Origin of the sequence: Pedobacter sp. UYP1 (assembly GCF_040547305.1) — a bacterium.
Taxonomy (GTDB): Bacteria; Bacteroidota; Bacteroidia; order Sphingobacteriales; family Sphingobacteriaceae; genus Pedobacter.
Genome location: NZ_JBEPPL010000008.1, coordinates 140,542 through 164,955 on the forward strand (window position 1 = coordinate 140,542; position 24,414 = coordinate 164,955).

Annotated in this window: 1 protein-coding gene; it reads right to left on the reverse strand. The window is 41.7% G+C overall.

Features of this window, described 5'->3' with window-relative positions:
* Nucleotide 1: 1 nt before the first annotated feature.
* The gene (locus ABIB30_RS16870) at nt 2-23,542 is read right to left on the reverse strand and encodes a non-ribosomal peptide synthase/polyketide synthase (RefSeq protein WP_354303995.1); all 23,541 of its coding nucleotides are present in this window, start codon (nt 23,540-23,542) and stop codon (nt 2-4) included.
* Nucleotides 23,543-24,414: the final 872 nt, after the last annotated feature.

The following is a 24,414-nucleotide window of genomic DNA, read 5'->3' on the forward strand; positions in this document are numbered from 1 at the left end:
TTTAAAAACTAATGATATCTTCGAGATCGTCCTGATCGCTATTTAAAAACTTGTCCATTTGCTGGTAACTTACTTCTCCTGACAACCCATAGTCTGACGGCGTAAAGGACTGCCCGCCAATATCCTGGGTAACACAATGTGTAATCAGTTCTTTAAGGTGTACCAGATAAGCAGCAGCTAACGATTCCACAGTTGAGCTTTCATAATGCAAGGCACTGTAACTCCACGTTAATGATAACAGCCCGCTTTCGATCATTCCATTGATAGAAAGTAAGTCTCTCATTGGATAATTACTGCTTATTTCCTGACCAGCAGACTCTTCGGCATAACCAAACAAACCTTCTTCACTTGTCATGTTATCAAACTGACCCAGATAATTGAATATAATATTCCATGGTGAATCACCTTGAAGTAATGGCTCTCTGTTAATATATTTAAGCACACCATAACCAAGTCCTTTATCAGGAATCTGACGGAGTTGTTCTTTTATACTTTTTATAAGATTTCCATGCTGATTACTTTCATCAGTAGTCAATAAGACCGGATAAAGATTGGTGAACCACCCTACCGTACGGCTAATGTCAATATCAGTTCCCAATTCTTCCCTTCCATGGCCTTCCATCCCTACAACCAGCTGTTTTTCACCGCTCCATCCGTTTATGGTCAACGCGAGTGCTGCAAGTAACAAATCGTTTATTCCAGTATTATAAGCCTGTGAAACCTCTTGTAATAATTGCTGTGTGAACACCTGATCAAGTTGTATCGAAAATGATCCCACATCTTTATTGGTTACCAGGCGTTCAGGAATTTTATCAGTTGGCAAATGCTTCGCCGATTTTTCGATCTCTTTCCAATAAGGTAGCTGTGAGCGCAGACCTGAAGTCTTCCCATATTGTTCAAGATGGTTGTACCATTGTCTGTAAGAACCACTTTTCTCTCCCAGGCTGACACTTTCTTTTTTCAATGCACCTTCAAGCAACCGCTCCATATCTTCCAGTAAAACGCGCCATGAAACCCCATCCACTGACAAATGATGAATCACAATCAACAATCGGTTATGCTTTGCAAATTCAGGTGTTTCTATCCAGACCATCTTTAATTGTGGTCCGGTTGTGATATTCAAAGACAGCTGATGCCTTTGGCAATTTTCGGTAATCGCTGATTCAAGCGCCGATTCTTCTATTGCCTTTAGATCTTCCTGTACCAATTGCGTTTGACGGTCTGTATAGGTTTGCACCCATTCCGTCTCGTTCTTTTGATACGAGAATCTCAGCACATCATGATGCTCCTGCAATTGTTGTACTATAGTTGTTAATATGTCCTGATCAATCCCCTTGTCAAGGTTCAGCAGCACACTTTGATTGAAATGATTTATAGCTTGTGCTGTGGCCTCTTTTTCTTCAAAAAACCATTGCTGGATTGGCATCAGTTCTGCTTTTCCTTCCAACTGCCCTTGCTCACCTTTCACAGTTGCAGCAGTATTTTTACGGGAAGTGGCAACAATTGCCAGCTCCGCTATAGTCTGATGCATAAACACATCTTTAGGCTTCAGGTTATAACCCAACCATTTGGCACGGCTTACCAACTGTATGGTAATAATGGAATCGCCGCCCAACCTAAAGAAGTTGTCATGTATCCCAATATTAGTCATACTCAACAATTCCTGCCATACACCAGCCAAGGCGGCTTCGGTCTCATTACGTGGCGCAACATAAGTCGTGATATCCACCTCAGCATCAGGTGTGAACTGAGGTAAAGCTTTACGATTTATCTTACCACTTGTAGTTAACGGAAAGACTGATAAGCTTACCCACAATGCCGGCACCATATAAACTGGCAAGCGTGTTTTCAGATACTCTTCCAGCAATGACCTGTTAAATATATCCGTTGATACAATATAACCCACTAAACGCTTATTTCCATGGTCATCAGGACTCACTAAAACTACTGCCTCATTAACCAGGTCACTTTGCGTTAATACACTTTCAATTTCACCCAGTTCAATACGGTATCCTCTGATTTTCACCTGGTCATCTGTTCTGCCCAGATATTCAATATTACCATCTGGCAACCAGCGTGCAAGGTCACCGCTCCGGTATAGATTTGAATGTTTCAGAAAAGGATCAGCAATGAATTTTTCAAGCGTCAGTTCAGGTCTTTTGAAATACCCTCTTGCTACTTGTACGCCACCTATATGTAATTCACCAGGTACACCTACCGGCACCAATTTCCCCGCAGTATCAAGGATATGTATCGTCACATTATCAATTGGTTTTCCAATAACTACCCTGCCATTTTCTTTAATCGGATCATCAGATAATGTAGCACAAACTGTATTCTCTGTTGGCCCGTAAGCATTGATCATACGGATACCATTTTCCTGCATCATACGGGCAGCATCACTATTCAATGCTTCTCCCGCCGACACAATGACCTTAATGAAATCAGGTATATTATCTTTAATCACATTCAGATAAGATGGCGGCAGTGTAACCACTTCCACTTCACGCGCATTCATAAATTCACTGAAGTGCTGCGCTGACAGAATATCTTCCTTTTCCGGAATAACCAGGCAACCGCCACTTAATAATGTGCCAAACAGCTCATAACAAGAAGCATCAAACCCAAACGAAGCAAACTGTAACGTTCTCATGGCAGGCTTTAAACCTAAAGTCACAACCTGAGTTGCAGCCAGATTGACAACTCCACCATGTTCTACCAGCACACCTTTTGGAGAACCTGTAGAACCCGAAGTATAAATCATATAAGCCAGGTTATGCGGCCAAAGCGAAGTCTTAACTTCTGCATTTGACTTATGCAGCTTGGAAATAGTTGCATAATCAAGCGTGATCAGCTCAATCGGTTGTTTCACAATTGCCATTAAAGATGCTTCAAATGCAGCATTAGTCAGACAATATTCACTGGCAATATCTTCCAGCATAAATCTGATCCTTTCTTCTGGGTACTGCGTATCAACAGGTACATAAGCACCTCCGGCTTTCAGTACACCCATAATTCCAATGATCATTTCAAGTCCTCTGTCCAGATATATGGGTACCAGGGTATCTTCTTTCACTCCTTTAACTCTCAGGTGATTTCCAAGATGATTGGATAGCTTGTCCAGTTCAAGATAAGTAAGCTTCGTTTCTTTATACCACACTGCTATAGCCTCTGGCGCAGCTTTCACTTTATCCGCAAATACATCCAGAATAGTCCTGTTTCTGGCCAGCCTGTTCACAGGCAAATTAAATTCATGCAATAACTGACCTTCTTCTTCAATCGTCAGGATTGGAAGCAAACTGATTTGTGCTGATGGTGATGCCACAATAGCTTTCAGCAATTGCGCATAGTGCCCTTTCATTCTGGCAATCGTCTCACCGCTAAACAAATCCGTACAGTACTCAATACTCAAAGCCAGGCCATCTTCACTTTCTTTCAGTACAAACGTCAGATCAAATTTTGAAGAATTATGTTCAGCTCTTTCTTCAGTCAATAACAACTCTCCTAATTTCAACTCAGAAGGTTCAGGAGTATTCTGTAATACAAACATAACCTGGAACACCGGCGTTCTGCTCATATCCCTGTCTTGTACTACTGCATCCACAATTTTCTCAAAAGGTGTATCCTGGAAAGCATACCCTTGTAAAAGATTTTCTTTGACTTGCTGCAGCAGCTTTGTAAATACAGGTTCCCCGCTTAAATCGGTTCTTATAGCCAGCGTATTGATAAAGAAACCAACCAGTCCCTCTACTTCCTGCTGCTGTCTTCCGGCTACCGGTATACCTACACAGATGTCATCCTGACCGCTGTATCTGTACATCAATACTTTAAATGCAGCCAGTAAAGTCATAAATAAAGTACTTCCATGCTGCTGGCTGAACTGTTGCAATTGCTTATTCAACTCAGCATCCAGCGTAAAATCAGCCATCGCTCCATTGGTACTTTGTACTGCAGGTCTCAAATAATCAACAGGCAGATCCAGTACTGTTGTACCAGCTAACTGCTTTTTCCAGTATTCCAATTGCCTGGTCAGTACCGTTCCCTGTAAATAATTACGCTGCCACATCGCATAATCTGCGTATTGTACAGGCAACGGAGGTAATTCTGCAGCACGTTGTTCAACATGTGCATTATACAGTGCTGTAAATTCCTGCACAATAATAGCTTCAGACCATCCATCAGAAGCAATATGATGGGTAACTATAATCAATAAATGTTCAGTTGCACTTAACGAAATCACTCCAGCCCTCAGCGGATGGTCTGCTGAAAGATCAAAAGGTAATTGTATAAAAGAATTAATTGCCGTTTTTAAATCTTCAGGCGATACTACTGGTACTATAACAGACAATTGCCAGCTATCTGCTGATAAAATCTGCTGATAAGCAACATTATCTTCTTCAGACCAATGTATTACACTTCTGAGTACTTCGTGCCTGTTAATAATATGCTGCAGTGCATACTGTAAACTATCGATGTTAAGTTTTCCCTGTAACCTCAGTACAGCAGGCATATGATAGTGCACGCTTCCTTCCAGCTTATCAATAAACCAAAGACGCTCCTGGCTGAATGAAAGCGGAATATGTACAGGACGTTCCTGAGCTGTTACCGGCGGTAGCAAATGGGTAGTTTGCTGCTGTTTTTGTTGTAGAAACTCAGCCTGTCCTGCAATCGTCGGATGCAGGAATATATCTTTGACTACCAATTCAGTTTTCAGTCTGGTACGTATCATAGCGAGCAATCTGATCGCCAATAATGAATGGCCACCACGCTCAAAGAAATTATCATTTACACCTGCTCCCTCTGTTGCCAAAAGCTCTTCCCAGATACCAGCTAATACCTCTTCTGTTTCATTACGGGGAGCTACATATAAATTATTAATCAACAATTCTCCGGAAGGATCAGGTAATAGTTTTCTATCTACTTTTCCATTCGCAGTTAATGGCAAGAGCGCTAACTCTACCAATACCGGTACCATATATTCAGGTAATTTTTGAAGAAGGTACTGACGAATAACCTCTTTATCTATAGCTGTACCCGTGATATAACCAACCAGGTTATCTGCTTTAACTACAACTACAGCAGAGTTTATCAGCGCATGCTGCAGCAATACTTTTTCTATTTCTCCAAGTTCGATACGATAACCCCGGATTTTTACCTGGTCATCAATACGGCCAAGGTATTCAACATTTCCATCTGGAAGCCAGCGCCCAAGATCTCCCGTTTTGTACATTCTTTCTCCCTGCAGATTGGTCACAAACTTTTCTGCTGTAAGTTCCGCGCGGTTCAGGTAACCACGTGATACCCCAACTCCGGATACACAAATTTCACCAGGTATACCCAATGCACACAACTGACCGGTTTTATCCAATATGGAGAGCTGTAAATTCTGTACCGGTTTACCTAGTGGGACACTATTACCCACTGGGGTTTTATGCATTACAAAATGTGTAATATCATCAGATGCCTCAGTTGGCCCGTAAGCATTAACGACCGGAATACGACCATAATTTGGATGGCTAAACCATTGCTCCAGCAAAGGCTGATTAACAGCTTCACCAGTGACCAGTAAATACTGTAATCTTTCCAGTTTCACATCCACTTCTTCCAGAAGCAGCGCGCTGAGATAAGAAGGGACTAATTCCAGAATAGTGATTTCATCTGTTGCCACCTGCTCAATAAATGAGACCGGTTGCAGGATCAGTACATCATCATAGATTACCGTTCTGCCTCCGCATAATAAAGCAGCAAACATCTGCCATACAGAAATATCAAAAGTATAGGATGCTGTATAAGCCAGAATTGATTCTGCATTCAACTGTAAATCATTGATTTTGGCAAATAAATGGTTCAGCATTCCGTCATGTTCTACCAATACCCCTTTTGGCATTCCCGTAGAACCAGAAGTATAGATCACATAAGAAAGGTTGTCAGGATTTGCTGCCAGCACAGGATTATCAACCGGATATTTACTCAATACTTCTCTGTCACCATCCATTAACAGGATAACTGCTGAGCTAGCCGGCAAAACATTACATACTGTACTGTTGCTGATCACCAGCTTTGCCTGTGCGTCCTCCAGTAAATAACTGATCCGTTGTGCTGGATAATTAGTATCAACAGGTATATAAGCCGCTCCTGCTTTCATTACACCTAATATGGAAATGATCATATCCAGGGAACGGGTAATACATATAGGTATCATTGCATCTGGTTTTACACCCAGACTAAGAAGATGAGCCGCCAGCTGATTTGCTTGTGCATTCAGTTCACGATAGGTTAAAACACGCTTATCACAAACCAGTGCGATCGCATCAGGTGCTATCGCAACCTGCTTTTCAAACAAGCTTACAAACGTCTCATTTTTCGGATAAGGTACAATTGGCCCCTGCCCGATTTGCTGCAATTGAGCCCCTTCTTCCGCGGTCAGCATAACCAGTCCTGCAATCGCTTCCGATGGCTCATTAACCACAGATTTTAGCAACTGTTTATAATGACTTCCCATACGGGCGATTGTTTCTTCCGCAAAAAGATCTGTACAATATTCTATATTTAACAGGAATGCTCCTGCTTCTTCTACAATGGTAAAAGTAAGATCAAACTGAGCGACAACATGTTCGTTATCTATTGGAGAGATGGTCACCCCATTAAAACCGGCTCCCTCATCAGGATTATCCTGCATTACAAAAAGCACCTGGAATAATGGACTTCTGCTCAGGTCCCTGGTTTTCACCATAGCCTCCACTATTTTCTCAAATGGCATATCCTGATGCTCGTATCCATCAAGTAACGTCATTTTAACACGCTGCAACAGATTTTCAAAAGAAGGATTACCAGCCAGGTCTGTATGGATAGCCAATGTATTGACAAAAAACCCGACCAGACCTTCTACTTCCTGTTGTCTTCTGCCCGCTACAGGTGTACCTACACAAATATTTTCCTGCCCGCTATAACGGTGCAGCAATACCTGGAAAGTTGCAAACAAAGTCATAAACAACGTAGTTTCCTGCTGACCACTAAACTGTTGCAGACTACTTGCAAGATCCTGCTCTATTTCAAAACGCAATACCGCTCCATTTGTACTTTGAATAGCTGGTCTTGGATAATCTGCCGGAAGTTCCAGCGGTTCCAGACCGCCCAGTTGTTTTCCCCAATAAGCCTGTTGCTGGACCAGTACAGCTCCGGTAAGGTATTCTCTTTCCCATATAGCATAATCTGCATATTGTATTGGTAAAACTGGTAACGAAGGCACTTGCCCAGTAGCATAAGCATTGTAAAGCAAGGTAATTTCAGTCACAAGAAGAGAAACTGACCATCCGTCTGAAGCAATATGATGCATCACTATCGCCAGAATAAATTCATCCTGTGCTAAAGAAATTAACCCCGCTCTCAGCATATGATCAGCAGCCAGGTTAAAAGGACGATCGATGAAGTCAACAACAGCCAACTGTGCATTTTCTGCTCCAGTTATTTCTTCCAGCTGCCATAAATCTGCAGGCAATACCTGCTGATAAACCATTCCTCCATCCTGAGCTTGTAACACTACTGTTCTTAATATTTCATGACGGTTAATCACTTGCTGTATTGCAGCCTGCAATGCAGCTTTATTGACCTGTCCCTTCATTTTAAGTACAGCAGGAATATGATAATGTTTACTTCCTTCCAACTGATCGATGAACCATAAACGTTCCTGTCCAAACGACAATGGTATAAATTCTGGTTTAGGCTGTACGGTAATTGCCGGCAATAAAATCCGTCCGGATGCTTGTTCTGCATAGACCGCCAATGCTGCAATCGTAGCATGTGCAAAAAGATCTTTTACCTGCATTTCTACTTTCAAATCTCTGCGCATCGCTCCCAGTAACCTGATAGCCAGCAGAGAATGTCCGCCCAACTCAAAGAAGTTATCGTAAATACCAATACGGGGCACTGCTAATAACTGTTGCCAGATCGCTGCAATTTTTACTTCTGTAGCCGTACGCGGCGCCAGATATTCATTCGCTGACAATGCACCATCCTGTGGATCAGGCAATTCTTTCCGGTTCACTTTTCCGTTGGATGTCAACGGAATTTCTTCCATTAATACCCATATCGCAGGCACCATATATTCCGGCAACCTTGCACCAAGCCAATTTTGAACGGCATCTTTATCGAATTCTTTTTCTGGTACTACATAAGCAACCAATTGCTTATCTCCCGAATGACCTGTTCTGGCCAGTACCACACTATTACTTACCAACCCACTCTGCTGCAAAGAACTTTCAATTTCTCCCAGCTCAATACGGAAGCCACGGATTTTAACCTGGTCATCAATCCTGCCCAGATATTCGAGATTTCCATCAGGATACCATCTTGCCAGATCACCTGTACGGTATAATCTTTCGCCCGCTACAAATGGATTGACAATAAAGCGTTCGGCTGTCAATTCTGCTCTGTTCAGATACCCTCTGGCCACACCAGCCCCACTGATATAAAGTTCTCCAGGGACACCTACCGGCACAGGATTTTGATTTCTGTCCAAAATATAGGCACTCAATGTGGGTATAGTTTTCCCAATAATACTCGCGCTGCTATTCAAATGTGCTGCGTCAAGTTCCTGATAAGTAACATGTACAGTTGTTTCAGTAATGCCATACATATTGATTAAACGGCAATCCTGATAAGCCTCTTTCCATGGTTTCAGTTTTCCAGGATTCAATGCTTCTCCACCAAAAATCACATAACGTACAGAGATTTCAGCTGTATAAGTAGTCAGGTAGTCTTGTAACACATAAAATGAAGATGGTGTCTGGTTAAGCACAGTCACTTTTTCATGAACTAACAGCTCAGCAAATAAAGAGGTATCACGGGCAATATGTTTAGGGACGATAACCAAACGTCCACCATAGAATAATGCACCATACATTTCCCAAACTGAGAAGTCGAAACAGAAGGAATGGAACATTGTCCATACATCCTGATCGTTAAAATCGTATAATGGTGATTCTGTCTCAAATAACCTGACCACATTCACATGTTCAATCAGTACTCCTTTAGGCCGGCCTGTAGAACCAGAAGTGTAAATTACATAAGCCAGGTTAGCCGGACTTACCTTCACATTTACCGGTAAAGTTGAATATTTACTAATGCGCTCCAGATCTGTATCCATTTCGACCAGTGTACGGATACTACTGATCGATTTTAAAGCCTCACTATCGGTACTGTTACTAATTACAATAACAGCTGCCGTATCTTCTACCATATACTGGATACGGTCTTGCGGATAAGCAGGATCCATAGGCACATAAGCACCACCAGCCTTTAACACACCTAACAACGCGACAATCATATCCAGCCCGTTACTCATGCAAACCGGCACGAGCATTTCTTTGGTCAAGCCTATTTCGCACAGGTAATGTCCCAGCTGATTAGAACGTTCCTGCAATTGACGATAACTAAGCTGACCGGTTTCATAACTTACTGCAATAGCATCAGGAGTTTTGATTGCCTGTACTTCAAAAAGTGAGATCATAGTTTCTTTCTCAGGATAACCTGCCGGTACACCTGTAAATACCTTTAATAACTGTGCAGATTCCCCGGCAGGAAGAATGATACTATCTTTGATTAACCCTGAATAATCATTCAGGTAAGCCTGGATTACGTTATTGAAATAGTCCAGCAATTCGCTCAGTTTCTTACCCGATTTCAGTTTTTTACGCAGGATATATTGAATGCTGAAGGTATCTCCCGTTGTATTTACTGTACAATCCAGGTAAGTGTTCGTCAGCTCATATCCAGCAATATCCAACGCGTCTGCAGCAGATGCTTCCGTATCATTTCCTGTTATTTCCTGATCCAGTTTATTGTAAACATGGAAATTAATATAATTGAATAATGCATCAAAGAAAGGGTTATCATGGGATGATTGTTGTCCGGTAGCCTTTGTAATCTCAAAAAGGCTGGTTCTGTCCCGTTCTTTCAGTGACAACAATTTGTTTTCTACCGCATTGAAATAGCTGCTCCAGGTGAGCTCAGTATCTTCAATTTTAAACCTGAAAGGATTTGTATTCAGGAAACATCCAAGTAACTGCTCTGCGTCTTCCAGCAACGGTCTGTTATTGGTGACCAACCCGACAGTAAGCTCATCTTCTGGTGTAAGCAGGTTCAGTGCATATAAATAGGCACCCATCGCTAAACCTTTCAATGAAATATTATCTCGTTTTGTTCTTCCTTTCAGCTGTGCAACCAATGCTGCATCATACTGATAATCTAATACCTGGAAGTCATTTTCTGCAGAAAAAATATCAAGACGTTTATAATCTTCCAATTCATTTTTCCAGAACTGCGCATTGCCATCGCTATTTCTAGCAACCAGACTTTCAATGATAAAATCCTTATAAGTACATTTCAATAAAGGCAATGTAATCTGCTCTGGCTCGCGGATCAGCTGACTGCACAAATTGAAAAGTTCTGTATTCAAAGAAGCCACACTCCATCCATCCAGGATGGCATGGTGAAACTGGAATACAAGAATATTCTGGTCTTTCTGGTTAAAAACGGCCGCTTTCCATAATGGCGCTTTTTCAGGAATAAAAGGAGTGGCTCTTTCTTCTTCCAGGTATTGCTCCACAGCAGTTTTTACAGCTGCATCAGTTAAATCCCGGACATCAAATGCAGGTACTGTTACCTCAATCGACTTATAGACAAGCTGAAGATCATTTCCAGCTACATCCAGTTGGAAAGCAGTTCTTAAAATACTATGCTTCGCTGCAATAAGTTCATAAGCTTTTTTAAATAAGGCCGCATCAAAAGATGCAGGGACAGGGCATACAAACTGATCGTGATACAAAGCTTCCTTCGGGTTTAACGACGAAACATAAATCATCCCGCGTTCAATATCACTCATTGGATAGATATCCTCAATCTCTGCTATATTTTCAAATTGCGTGCTTATACTATCTTTAAGTTCTGCAATCTCTGCTGCAATCTGATCATAGAGCTGCGTACTGCTTTGAGCAATAGCAGATTTACTATCCACCACCTCACCCAGTTGCGCAATAGTCGCTGCTTTATAAACTTCAAATACTTTTACTTCTTTGTTAAATAGTTGCTTTATTTTACTGACTACCCTGATGATACTGATAGAATCTCCCCCCAGTTCAAAAAAGTTATCATGGATACCAATTCGCTCTGCTCCCAGTAATTCCTGCCAGATGGTAACCAGTTTTTCTTCCGTTTCATTGCGGGCTGCTTCATAAGCAGTGCTCAGCAATTTATCCACCTCCGGCTCTGGTAAAGCTTTACGATTGACCTTTCCATTGGAGGTAAGCGGAATATCTTCCATCATCACCCATATAGCAGGTACCATATATTCTGGTAAACGTGTACCAAGCCAGTTTTGCACCGCCTCCTTGCTAAAGCCAATTTCTGGTACGACATAACCCACAAGTTGCTTATCACCCGAATGCCCGGTCCTTGCCAATACCACACTATTGCTAACCAGACCGCTCTCTTGTAAACAGCTTTCAATTTCTCCAAGCTCTATACGGAAACCACGGATCTTCACCTGATCATCAATACGGCCCAGATATTCAATGTTTCCATCTGGATACCAGCGGGCTAAATCTCCTGTGCGGTATAATCTTTCTCCCGCTTCAAATGGGTTGGCAATAAATCTTTCTGCAGACAGCTCTGCTCTGTTCAGATACCCTCTGGCTACACCTGCACCACTGATGTAGAGTTCTCCCGGAACGCCAATTGGCACGGGGTTCTGCTTCGGATCCAGAATATAAGCACTTAACGTGGGTATCGTTTTACCAATAATACTTGCACTGCTGTTCAGATGCCCATCATTCAGCTCCTGGTAAGTTACATGCACCGTTGTTTCGGTAATACCATACATATTGATCAGCAAACAGTCTGGATAAGCTTCTTTCCATGGTTTCAATTTTCCCGGGTTCAATGCTTCTCCGCCAAAAACTACATAACGTACTGCTATCTTATCCGTATAAGTAGTCAGATAGTCCTGTAATACATAAAATGAAGATGGTGTCTGGTTAAGTACGGACACTTTCTCTTTGACCAGTAGCTCAGCAAACAAAGAAATATCACGGGTAATATGTTTAGGAACCATCACCAAACGGCCACCATAAAACAAAGCACCATACATTTCCCATACCGAGAAGTCAAAACAAAACGAGTGGAACATTGTCCATACATCCTGTTCATTAAAATCAAATAATGGAGTAGCAGTTTCAAATAACCTGACCACATTTCTATGTTCTATCAATACCCCCTTAGGACGGCCAGTAGAACCAGAAGTATAAATTACATAAGCCAGGTTTTCTGCATTTACAGCTACAGGCACTGGTTCAGTTGAATATTTACTGATCATTTCAAAATCAGTATCCATTTCAACTACTACACGTACCGCGTCAATAGTTTTTAAAACATGACTATCAACACTGTTACTGATCACGATAGCTGCTGCGGTATCTTCTACCATATATTGGATACGGTCTTCAGGATAAGCAGGATCCATTGGCACATAAACACCACCAGCTTTCAATACACCGATGATGGCCACGATCATATCCAGTCCATTGCCCATGCAAAGTGGCACCAGTGTTTCTTTAACCACACCTATACTGTGTAAGTAATGCCCAAGCTGATTAGAACGTTCATGGAGCTGACGGTAAGTCAGGTGCTCATTTTCATAAACTACCGCTACTGCATCCGGTGTTCTTTCCACCTGCTCTTCAAAGAGTGATACAATAGTTTTTGCTTTAGGGTAATCTACCTGTGCACCTGTAAAGGTTTGCAGCAGTGTATGTTTTTCTGGCGAAGTCAATAAAGGTAATACGCCGATTTGTTGTGCAGGCGAAGTCGTAACTGCCTGCAATAATTGTTCAAAATGTCCGGCCATTCTGCTGATGGTTGCTGGTCTGAACAAGTCTGTACAGTATTCAATGCTGAGTGTCAACCCATCTTCACCTTCCTCCATATTGAAGATCAGATCAAATTTGGCGGTTGTCAGCTCTACTTCATCCTCTGCCAGCATCAAGCCCGGCATACCCCAGCCCGCGTGATCTGGTACATTTTGTAAAACAAACATCACCTGGAATAATGGGCTGATGCTCATATCCCTGCTTTTCACTACCGTATCTACTACTTTTTCAAATGGTAATTCCTGATGCTCATAAGCTTCCAGTAACGTAGTTTTAACCTGTTGTAATAAATCAGCAAAAGACAGCTCTTCATTCAAACTGGTGCGTATTACGATGGTGTTAATAAAGAAACCAACCAGTTCTTCTACCTCCTGACGGCTTCTTCCAGCCACCGGTGTACCTACGCAAATATCTTCTTGTCCGGTATAGCGGTATAATAGCACCTGCAACACAGACATTAATGTCATAAATAAGGTAGTTCCCTGTTGCTGACTTAACTGATTCAATGCTTTACTTAGCTCAGGATCTATGCTAAAAGTCTGCATCGCGCCCTTAGTGCTTTGTACAACTGGTCTGATAAAATCCGTTGGCAACGCAAGTGGCTCCAAACCAGACAGTTTTTGTTTCCAGTAACTTTGCAGTGATTCTAATACTGCTCCTTTCAAATACTGACGCTGCCAGATTGCATAGTCAGCATATTGTACCTCTGGCATTTTCAATACTGCATCGGTAGCTGTGATATAAGCAGTATAGAGCGCAGAGAGTTCACGTATAATCAAGCCCGATGACCACCCATCCGATGCGATATGGTGCAGCGCAACAACAAGTATGTGCTCCCGCTCACCTACAGTAATCAATCCGGCCCGCAGCATATGATCTGCTGACAATACAAACGGCCTGTCTATAAATGCACTGATTTCCTGCTGAAGCTCATGATGAATGCTGATTTCTTCCAGCTGCCAGCTATCTGGCGAAAGAACATATTGATAAGGTACTCCTTGTTTTTCTCTGATGACTGTCCGCAATGCTTCATGGCGATTAATTACCTGCTGCAGTGCAATGGACAACGCTTCTTTATTTAATATTCCATTCAGTCTGAATACCGCAGGAATATGATAATGTGTACTACCTTCCAGCTGATCGATAAACCATAAACGTTCCTGACTATAAGATAATGGAATAATATCCGGTCTGATCTGCACAGTAATTGCAGGAGCCAGTACAGAAGTTCCCAGCTGCTTGATACAAGCTGCCAGTGCATGTATGGTCGGATGTATAAATACATCTTTTACAAGTAATTCTACCAGCATTTCTTTTCGGATAGCGGCAATCAATCTGATAACCAGTAAAGAATGTCCGCCACGTTCAAAGAAATTGTCATATATACCTGCCTGTGGTATTTCAAGCAGCCGTTGCCAGATCTCAGCTAAATGCTGTTCGGCCTGGTCACGTGGGGCAACGTATTCCTGTAATGTTGCCGAGGCCACATCAGGCAATGCTTTTTTATCAATTTTCCCATTCGCAGTCAATGGAAATTTTTCCATCATAAAAATGACAGGTACCATAAATTCAGGTAATCTTTCTTTCAGATAATCAGCCAGTTCATCTTTATCAGCCTCCCCTTCAGGAACCACATACCCAATCAGGCGTTTAATACCTTTGTCATCTGCCTTTGCGACCACTACAGCCCGCGATACCAGCGGATGGTCTTGTAAAACAATCTCTATTTCTCCCAGCTCAATACGGAAACCACGGATTTTAACCTGATCATCCATACGGCCCAGATATTCCATATTCCCATCCGGAAGCCATCTTCCCAAATCTCCTGTCTTATACATCCTGTCCTGTGGATAGAAAGGATCACAGACAAATTTTTCAGCAGTAAGTTCCGGACGTTTAAGATAGCCCCGTGCAACACCAATACCAGCTACACAAATTTCTCCCGGCACCCCTGCAGGTACCAGTTGTCCTTCATTATCCAGCACATACAATCTCAGGTTTTGAATAGGAACACCCACCGGAATATTTACTGCATCCGGGGTTTCATTCATAAAATAAAAACTCACATCATCAGAAGCCTCTGTAGGTCCGTAAGCATTAACGACCTGTATAGCTTTAAAATGCGGGTGTGCAAACCATAACGCCAGCAATTGACGGGTTACCGCTTCTCCTGTAACCAGCAAATACTGCAAAGCACTTAAAGTTACTTCCGTATCTTCCTGCAATACAGCAGTCAGATAAGAAGGTACCAACTGAAGCAATGTTACTTGTTGCTGTTCAACTTTTCTGATCAGCGCATCAGGACGAAGGATCAGGCTTTCCGGATAGATAACAGTGCAACCACCACAAATAAGCGTATTCACCATCTGCCATACAGATATATCGAAAGTATAAGGCGCAGTAAAAGCCAGAATAGTATTTTCATTCATCGTGAACTCATCTACCATAGCTAGTAAGTGGTTCAGCAATCCAGCGTGTTCAACCAGAACTCCTTTTGGTTTACCTGTAGAGCCTGATGTATACAGCACATAAGCCAGGTTTCCGGGAACTGTAATTATTTCCGGCGAATGCACTGGCTGAGTATTCCATATTTCCAGCTCACCGCCCAAAGCTACGATCGTAACCTGACTTGCCAAAGGTATAACTGACTGACTCACTGCGTCAGTGATGACTACTGTGGCTTCACAGTCTGCAAGCAAGTAACTGATTCTATCTTGTGGATATTTCGGATCCACAGGAACATAGGCACCACCGGCTTTCCATATCCCTACAACAGCAACAATCATCTCCAACCCTCTATGCATACAAATAGGAACCATACTATCAGGTTTCACGCCTTGTGCTTTTAAATAATGGGCGAGCTGATTGGCTCTTTCATTTAATTCTGCAAAGGTTAATACCTGCTCTTCAAACCTCAATGCCACTGCATCGGGTGTATTTTTGACTTGTGCTTCAAATTCATGAACGAAAGTCAGCTCCTGATCATAGTCAACCAGCGGCCCATTTGAAAGCTTTCTCAACTCATTTTCATCACGCGCAGTAAGCATATTCAACATGCCCATTCTTTGTTCCGGAGTGGAGACTATTGATTTCAGCAATTCGCCATAATTCCCCGCCATCTTTTCAATCGTCTCGGCGTTAAACAGGTCTGTACAGTATTCTATGCCTAAAAACAGCTCTTCTCCTTTCGAAACTACCGTAAAAACAAGATCAAATTTAGCAGTAGTCTCTTCCAGATCGGTAGTAGTCAGGGCTAAATCATCCAGTTCAAAAGAGATATCCTCCATGGTATTCTGTAAAACGAACATGGCCTGGAACAACGGATGTCTGCTCAAGTCCCTGTTTGTTGTCACTGCTTCCACTATCTTTTCGAAAGGCATATCCTGATAATCATAACCTTCCAGTAATGTCTGTTTTACCTGCTGCAGTAAATTAGTGAAAACTGGATTCTCGCTAAGATCAGTCCGCACAACTAGTGTATTGACGAAAAATCCTATCAGCGCTTCCTCTTCCTGCTGCTTTCTTCCAGCCAGAGGGGTACCTACACAGATATCGGTCTGCCCGCTATAGCGATACAACAATATTTTAAACACGGTTAATAGCGTCATAAAAAGGGTAACTTCTTGCTGCTGATTCAACCTGTTCAACTGCCCAGTAAGTTCACTATCCAATGCAAAAGTTAACAATGCACCATTAGTGCGCTGAACAGCTGGTCTTGGATAATCTGTTGGTAAATTCAATGGTGATAACCCCGATAATTTATCTACCCAATATTGTTTTTGTTGTTTGAGCACATCACCGGTAACGTATGCTTTCTGCCATAATGCATAGTCAGCATATTGTATGGATAATGGCAATAATTGATGCGCCTGGTTTTTCAGATAAGCACCATATAGCACTGATAATTCTTGAGCAAGAATGGCAACCGACCAACCATCTGCAGCAATATGGTGCAGGGTGATCAATAACAATTGTTCTTGTTCAGAAACCACTAACAAACCTGCACGCAGTGCATAATCTACGGCAAGATTGAAAGGCTGACCAGCCAGTATACGCACTCCTTCAGCGGTCTTGATATCGGTAAGCTCCCAAGCATCAGCTTCCAATATATATTGATAAGCAACACCTTCTTCTTCCCGGATTACAGTCCTTAAAACCTCATGTCTGTTCACGATAGTCTGGAATGCATATTGCAAGGCCTCCCGGTTTACAGTTCCTTTGATAGTCAATGAGGTAGAGATATGATAATGCGTACTGCCCTCAAACTTGTCAATAAACCAAAGACGCTCCTGACTGAATGACAATGGAATACGTTCTGGTCTCACCTGCGCAGTAAGTGCAGGCAATAATATTTTATGCTCATTTTGCTGGATATAAACTGACAAAGCTGTGATTGTACGGTGAATAAAAACATCCTTTACCGCCAGCTCTGCCTGCAGTTGCTTTCTGATTGCAGCGATTAATCTGATAACGAGTAGTGAATGCCCTCCCATCTCAAAGAAATCATCAGAAGTACCTACTTTTTCTACCGCTAATAATTCCTCCCAGATCGTAACCAGCACCTGTTCTGTTTGATTAATTGGTGCTGTATATATATTTTTTCGCAATAGTTCTCCTGCAGGATCTGGCAATGCTCTTCTATCCACTTTACCACTGGTTGTCAGCGGAAAGGCTTCCAATTCTACGAGTAATGGAACCATGTATTCAGGAAGTGCCTGCTTCAGATAAGCAACAAGCTGTTCCCTTTCATAATTCGCCTCAGGTATAATAAACCCTACCAGTTGTTTATTGCCGTCACCATTTACTTTGGCCACTACCAGTGACTCTCTGACCAGGCTGCTTTGTTGTATAACTGTAGCTATCTCGCCCAATTCAATCCGGTAGCCTCTGATTTTCACTTGCTCATCAGTTCTTCCCAGGTATTCTATATTTCCGTCAGCCAGCCAGCGTGCCAGATCTCCGGTACGATACAATCTTTCTCCCGGTATAAATGGATGGGCGACAAATTTTTCGGCTGTCAGTTCAGGCAAATTAAGATATCCTCTGGCTAATTGCGCTCCACTCACACATAATTCTCCCGCAGTTCCTATTGGAACTGGTGAAAAGTTCGCATCCAAGATATAAGCCCTGGTATTGGATACCGGCCGGCCGATAGCTGGCAGTGTATCATTTTTAGCTGCAGATAAAGGATAACTGCTGGTCACTACCGTATTTTCCGTAGGCCCATAATTATTGACCAGTACATAGGATAAATCACTTACCTCTACCTGCGGCAAACGATCACCCCCTGTTAGTAAATATTGAAGCGAATTTGCAGCGCTGCTTAATGCGCTGATAATATCTTTGACCAAACCAGTTGCAATAAAACTATGCGTGATACCAGCAGCAACATAACGTTTTGCTACCTCTTGCGGAGAAAGCCGCGTATCATCATCCAGCATAAAAATGGTACTTCCAGCGCACAGATAAGGCCATATTTCCCAGCCAAATGCATCAAATCCGATACTGGCCATAGCTGTAGAACGGCTTTCTGCACTCACTTTATAAGCACCTATATGCCATTTAACCAGGTTAACTACACTATGATGTTCTACCATTACGCCCTTAGGACGACCAGTAGAACCTGAAGTATAAATTACATAAGCCAGCTGGCCGGGAAGAACATCCGCATCAGCCGCTACCTCAGTTAGCTCCGCTATTAAAGTCTCCGGTTCATCGATAAAAATCAACTCAATCTCAGGATTAGCAGCGCATAAATGCGCATACTTTTTACTGGTCACCACCAGGCTGCTATTACAATCTGAAAGCATATAAGCAATCCGCTCTTGCGGATAATTGGCATCCACCGGCACATAGGCAGCCCCTGCCTTTAATATGCCCAGAATACTTATGACTAACTCATTACCTCTATCCAGACAAACCGGGATCAATAACTCCGCATCAATTCCCTGAGCACTCAAATAATGCGCAAGCTGATCTGACCTTCGATCTAACTCACCGTAAGTAAGCATTTTATCCTCAGCCACCAGTGCTACAGCATCCGGGTTTTTTAAAACCTGTTCCCTGAACAATGACACCAAAGTCATTTCTTCTGCTGCCGGATAATTGACCGGTGCAACTGCAAAATCCTGTAATATTTTTTGTTCTTCTCCTGCAGTCAGGAAGTTGATTGAACTGAGCTGATGTTCCGGCTGTGTAATAACCGCTTTTAGCATTTGCTTATAATGCCCTGTCATTCTTTCGATCGTATCCTGATGAAACAGGTCAGTACAATATTCTATACTTAATTTTAGTCCGTCTTCCCTTTCTGTAACAATGAATGAAAGATCAAACTTAGCTATGGTATGGTCAATATCTTCTGTTGTCGCAGAGATGCCATCCAGTTTGATACTTGACAAGTCCATCGCATCCTGTAACACGAACATCACCTGGAACACAGGACTTCTGCTGATATCCCATTTTTCTCCCGCTACTTTCACGACTTCGTCAAATGGCAGATCCTCATGCTCATAACCCTCAAGCAGCGTTTCTTTTACCATTTGCAATAATCCGCTGAAAGAAAGTGATCCATTTACGTTACTTCTTATCGCAAGCGTATTGACAAAAAAGCCAATCATGCCTTCAACTTCCTGTTGCTTTCTACCGGCAACAGGTGTGCCCACGCAGATATCTTCCTGATTGGTATACCGATACAATAATGCCTGGCATACAGACATCAGTGTCATAAATAACGTCACATTATGTTCACGGTTAAAGTGAGAAAGCTGCTGTAAAATCACATCTTCTATTTCAACTTCAAGTAACGCCCCCGACTTACTTTGCACTGCAGGCCGTGTATAATCAGTCACCAGATTTAGTGGTTCTATTCCAGAAAGCTGTTTTTTCCAGTAATCTTGTTCCGCTTGCAAAACTCTTCCTGTCATGTAGTTCCTTTGCCAGCAAGCGTAATCTGCATATTGCAATGGAAGTTCAGCAAGGAATGTCTGCTGAAGCCCCGCATAATGGTTATATAATGCAGATAATTCACTAATAATAATTGGAGTAGACCAACCATCAGCAGCAATATGATGGATCGTGATGGCTAATATGACTTCGCCTTTTTTAGCTTTAATAATAGCTGCACGCAGCATATAATCAGCAGAAAGATCAAAAGGACGGGAAATAAATGCTGCTATTGCACCTTTAAGATCATCATGCGCATTGATTTCTTCCGTTTTCCAGTAAGCTGCCGATTGAATCTGCTGATAACCTATCCCATCTTTTTGGCCGATTACTGTCCTGAGAATTTCATGACGACCAACAATATCTTTTAAAGCCAGTTGTAAAGCTTCCGTATTCAACTTCCCCTTTAACCTTAAGACCAAAGGGATATGGTAATGTACACTTCCTTCCAGCTGATCGATAAACCATAAGCCTTCCTGGCTAAAAGACAGGGGTATTTCGTTAGTTCTTGGTTGTGGGGTAATTGTTAATTGTGTCCCTTTTTCCTGTTGCGCTATATAAGCCGCCAAAGCAGCAATAGTTGGATAAAGGAATAATTTTTTCATGGTGATGACCACTTGCAATTCTTTTGTAATTGCTGCGATTAACCGCATTCCCAATAATGAATGTCCCCCCAATTCAAAGAAATTGTCATAGACACCTATTGGCGATACCTGCAGTAATTGCACCCACTGTGCCGCCAGAAACTCTTCCGTTTGGTCACGTGGAGCCACATATTTCGTACTAATGACAGCGTCGGCGGTTGCATCCGGAAGTGCTTTTTTATCTATTTTTCCATTAGGACTTAAGGGCAATTGTTCCAGTTCGACCAATGCCGGAACCATATACGCAGGAAGCTTTTCCTTCAGATAATCAATCACTGCATCTTTATCATAACCGGCCGCAGGTACTATATAGCCTAGCAAACGCTTGTTTCCGGTAACATCTTCTTTTGCAACAACTACCGATTGACTGACAAAGCCAGATTGCTGTAAAGCATGTTCTATCTCTCCCAATTCAATACGATACCCCCTGATTTTAACCTGATCGTCTATACGCCCCAGGTATTCAATAGCACCATCTGGCAGCCAGCGGCCCAAATCACCAGTACGGTACATCCGCTGCGCAGGATCTGTGCTGAAAGGATCTTTAATAAATTTCTCATTAGTCAGCTCCGGTCTGCCAAGATAACCTCTTGAAACACCAATACCAGCTACACAGATTTCACCAGGAATACCCATGGGTGATAGCTCCATCGCTTCGTCGAAAATATAAATTCGCAGATTCCTTACCGGTTTACCCAGAGGAACATTAATATTCCGTGGTGTATCCTGCATAATATGATGGGTAATATCGTCAGATGCTTCAGTAGGACCATAAGCATTGACTACCGGAATACCCGCATAATACCGGTGGCTGAACCACAAGCTTAATACATGCTGACTGACTGCTTCCCCTGTCACCATCAGATAACGCAATTTCTCCAGTGGGATATCCATTTCTTCCTGCAACACTGCAGCCAGATAAGACGGCACCAACTCCAGAATAGTAATCTGATCCTGTGCTACTGCACCGATCAGATCCGATGGTTTATAAATTAATTCATCGGTATAAATAACAGTCCGCCCACCACATAAAATTGCAGCAAACATCTGCCACACAGAAATATCAAACGTATAAGACGCGGTAAAGGCTAATACCGTTTCTGCGTCCATTTGCAGATCATCAATTTTTGCAAATAAGTGATTGATCATTCCAGCATGCTCTACCATTACCCCTTTTGGTTTACCTGTAGATCCGGAGGTATAAATCACATAACATAAATCTTTACCTTCAGGGATAGCCGCAGGATGATCTGCTGGTTGTCCTGCAAAAATTGAAGAGCCTTCTTCAATCGTAATTACCTGAATTTGACCTGTAATCTGTTTTTTTGTTTCTTCGCTGCAAATCATCAGTTCAGCAGCCGTATCTTCCAGAATATAATTTATTCTTTCTGCCGGATAAGAAATGTCAATTGGTACATAAGCAGCTCCTGCCTTCATGATCCCTATAATCGCGATCAGCATCTCTATGGAACGCCCTATACACAATGGGATTATTGTATCTTTCTTTATATCAAGACCATGCAGATAATGAGACAACTGATTAGAACGTTCCTCCAACTGTTTATAAGTTAATGAATTGCCTTCCATTACAATCGCGATAGCCTCAGGTCTGATCGCGGCCTGCGCATCAAGCAGTTCGGTCAGCATTTTCGGATCAGGTGCAAAAGAAGAAGCTGGCGAGTGACTGAGTGATTTCAGCAATTCGCGTTCTTTTCCTGGCAGTGTATTAATCTCTGAAACATCACTGTCCAGCATGTAATCAAACTGATCCAGCATGAAAAGAATACGTTCAGCGAGTAATTCTACTTCTTTCTTGTCAAAGTACTGAATCTGAAAATCAATTCTCAACTGTAGCGGCTGCTGCTGACCATAATCATACCAGAACATCTCCATTGGAAAAGGTAAATGTCCGCTGGGAATATTATTTGCTGTGCCACTCAGGCCATCGCCAAAGTCCAGCTGAAAATCCATTGCTGCATAATTCACTACAATCTCAATCAAGGCATCTTCTACTGCATTGATTTTAAAATGCCTGCTCAGATCACCTATCAGATAATTCTGATTGCGATAATCTTCTCTTTGAGAAATCCCAATTGATTTCAAGAGATCTGCCACTTTTGTTCCCGGAGTGCAACTTCCCATAAATGGAATTACACCAGTAAACATTCCTGGGATAACACGTAGCTGTTTTGTTCTTCTGCGGTGTAAGGGTATACCAAAAACGAACTCGGATTGATCTTGGATACTGCTGAAATAGATCATCAGTGCTGCAAGCGTCAGCTGTTGAAAGGAAGCTTTGGTTTTTACTTGTAAAGCTTCCAGTTTACTTCTCTGCTGAGCCGTGAAATCAATAATAAAAGTATCACATTTAGTACTCCATTTCTCCTCACCCGGATACCTGCTGCTCAGTACATGTGAGGGCCTTTTCTCTAGTTTCTTTTTCCAGTATTCCCCTTCAGCTGCATAAGCATCAGAATTATAATAGGCCGAAGCTCTTGCGGCTTCTTCAATATACGAAGGATGCTTAAAAACTAAATCTTCCCCGGTTATCAATGCTTTATATTTTTTAGCTACATACTGGTTAAATCCCGAAACACCATAACCATCTGTAATCAAATGATGCATCTTAAAATAATAATAATGCTCCTCATCCGTAACGCTGATCAGGTATTGTTCGATCAGAACATTCTCTTTTTTCACCTCAAAAGGTATAGCCAGACGCTCCTTTATCCACTGTTCGATTTCCGCACGCTTACCTTCACCCTCTTCAAAATTAAGTTCTGGTAACTCAAATTTCTGGTAAGTATCATCTATATAAATAACAGGTACCGGGTCGTTGAGATCAAATCTCATTTTTAGCGCATCAAAAACTTCTAACGATGAATTAACAGCTATGATAAATTTTTCTTTATCAAGAGACCCAGTTAACCTGATGTATCCTCCCAAATTATAATATGGAGCTTCTGTATTGATCAATTGATCTATATACACGTCTTGCTGGGCGGGGTGTAGCGGAAAAGTATGCAGTGACATAATTATTGTTTTTTAAGATTGTAGATGTAGTTGTGGAGATATGGCAGTGTTATAATTCCAAAGGATAAACTGCCTTTAAACGTAACCGTATTGCTTTTGATTTATCATCTGCATAGGCAGGCGGCAAATCCAATTCTTCAATTGTAATTCCAATTTTCATAGTAGTTTCAAATTATCACGAATGCTTTAATAGATTGCTCGAAAGTAAATAGCGAATATTAATTTATTAATAACTACTGATTACTATTAACCTTAAAAAAGATCAATTTATCGTTAAAAATATTCGCAATTTTATAGTGTGGGTTTTGAAAGGGAGAGGTCATTATATTTATTTTTATTTGCCTGGCGGGACCAGGCAAAATAGAGTGAGCGTTAATTTAATTTTTTAAAGCATGATTTTAATCAAACTTTACATGGACACAAACAACTGATATGCTTTTAGTTGTATACATAAAAACTCAGGAATCAACAACTTTTACCCGGACAGGGTACAATTATATTCTTCTCCAGCCAGGCCATATTTTTCTGAATGGCAACATACTCTTTTTTATTCTCAGCAGCCTGCTGACCTTTTTTACGTGAACCGAAACATAGACTAACGCATGAAACAACGAATAGCATCATCAAATTTTTAAAAATCAATTGTTTTCTCATAAAAACACTTTAATAATCTTCAAGTATAAATTTTTAAAACTGTAATCATTTTTTTATTACACGAATCCACATATTATCGTGGTTAATAGTATGACATAATTTATCGATTCTAAAAGCAGATTTTAACGAAATAATCAACAATTGTTAGTATTTAAACGAAAACTCACTTCTTAAAACTTAGTTCATCAGCTATGAATAATCAAGAGACGAGCTAGCAT

What these genes read in the sequence shown, in the direction of transcription:
- ABIB30_RS16870 (WP_354303995.1), bottom strand. Translation starts at nt 23,542, where the DNA reads ATGTCACTGCATACTTTTCCGCTACACCCCGCCCAGCAAGACGTGTAT.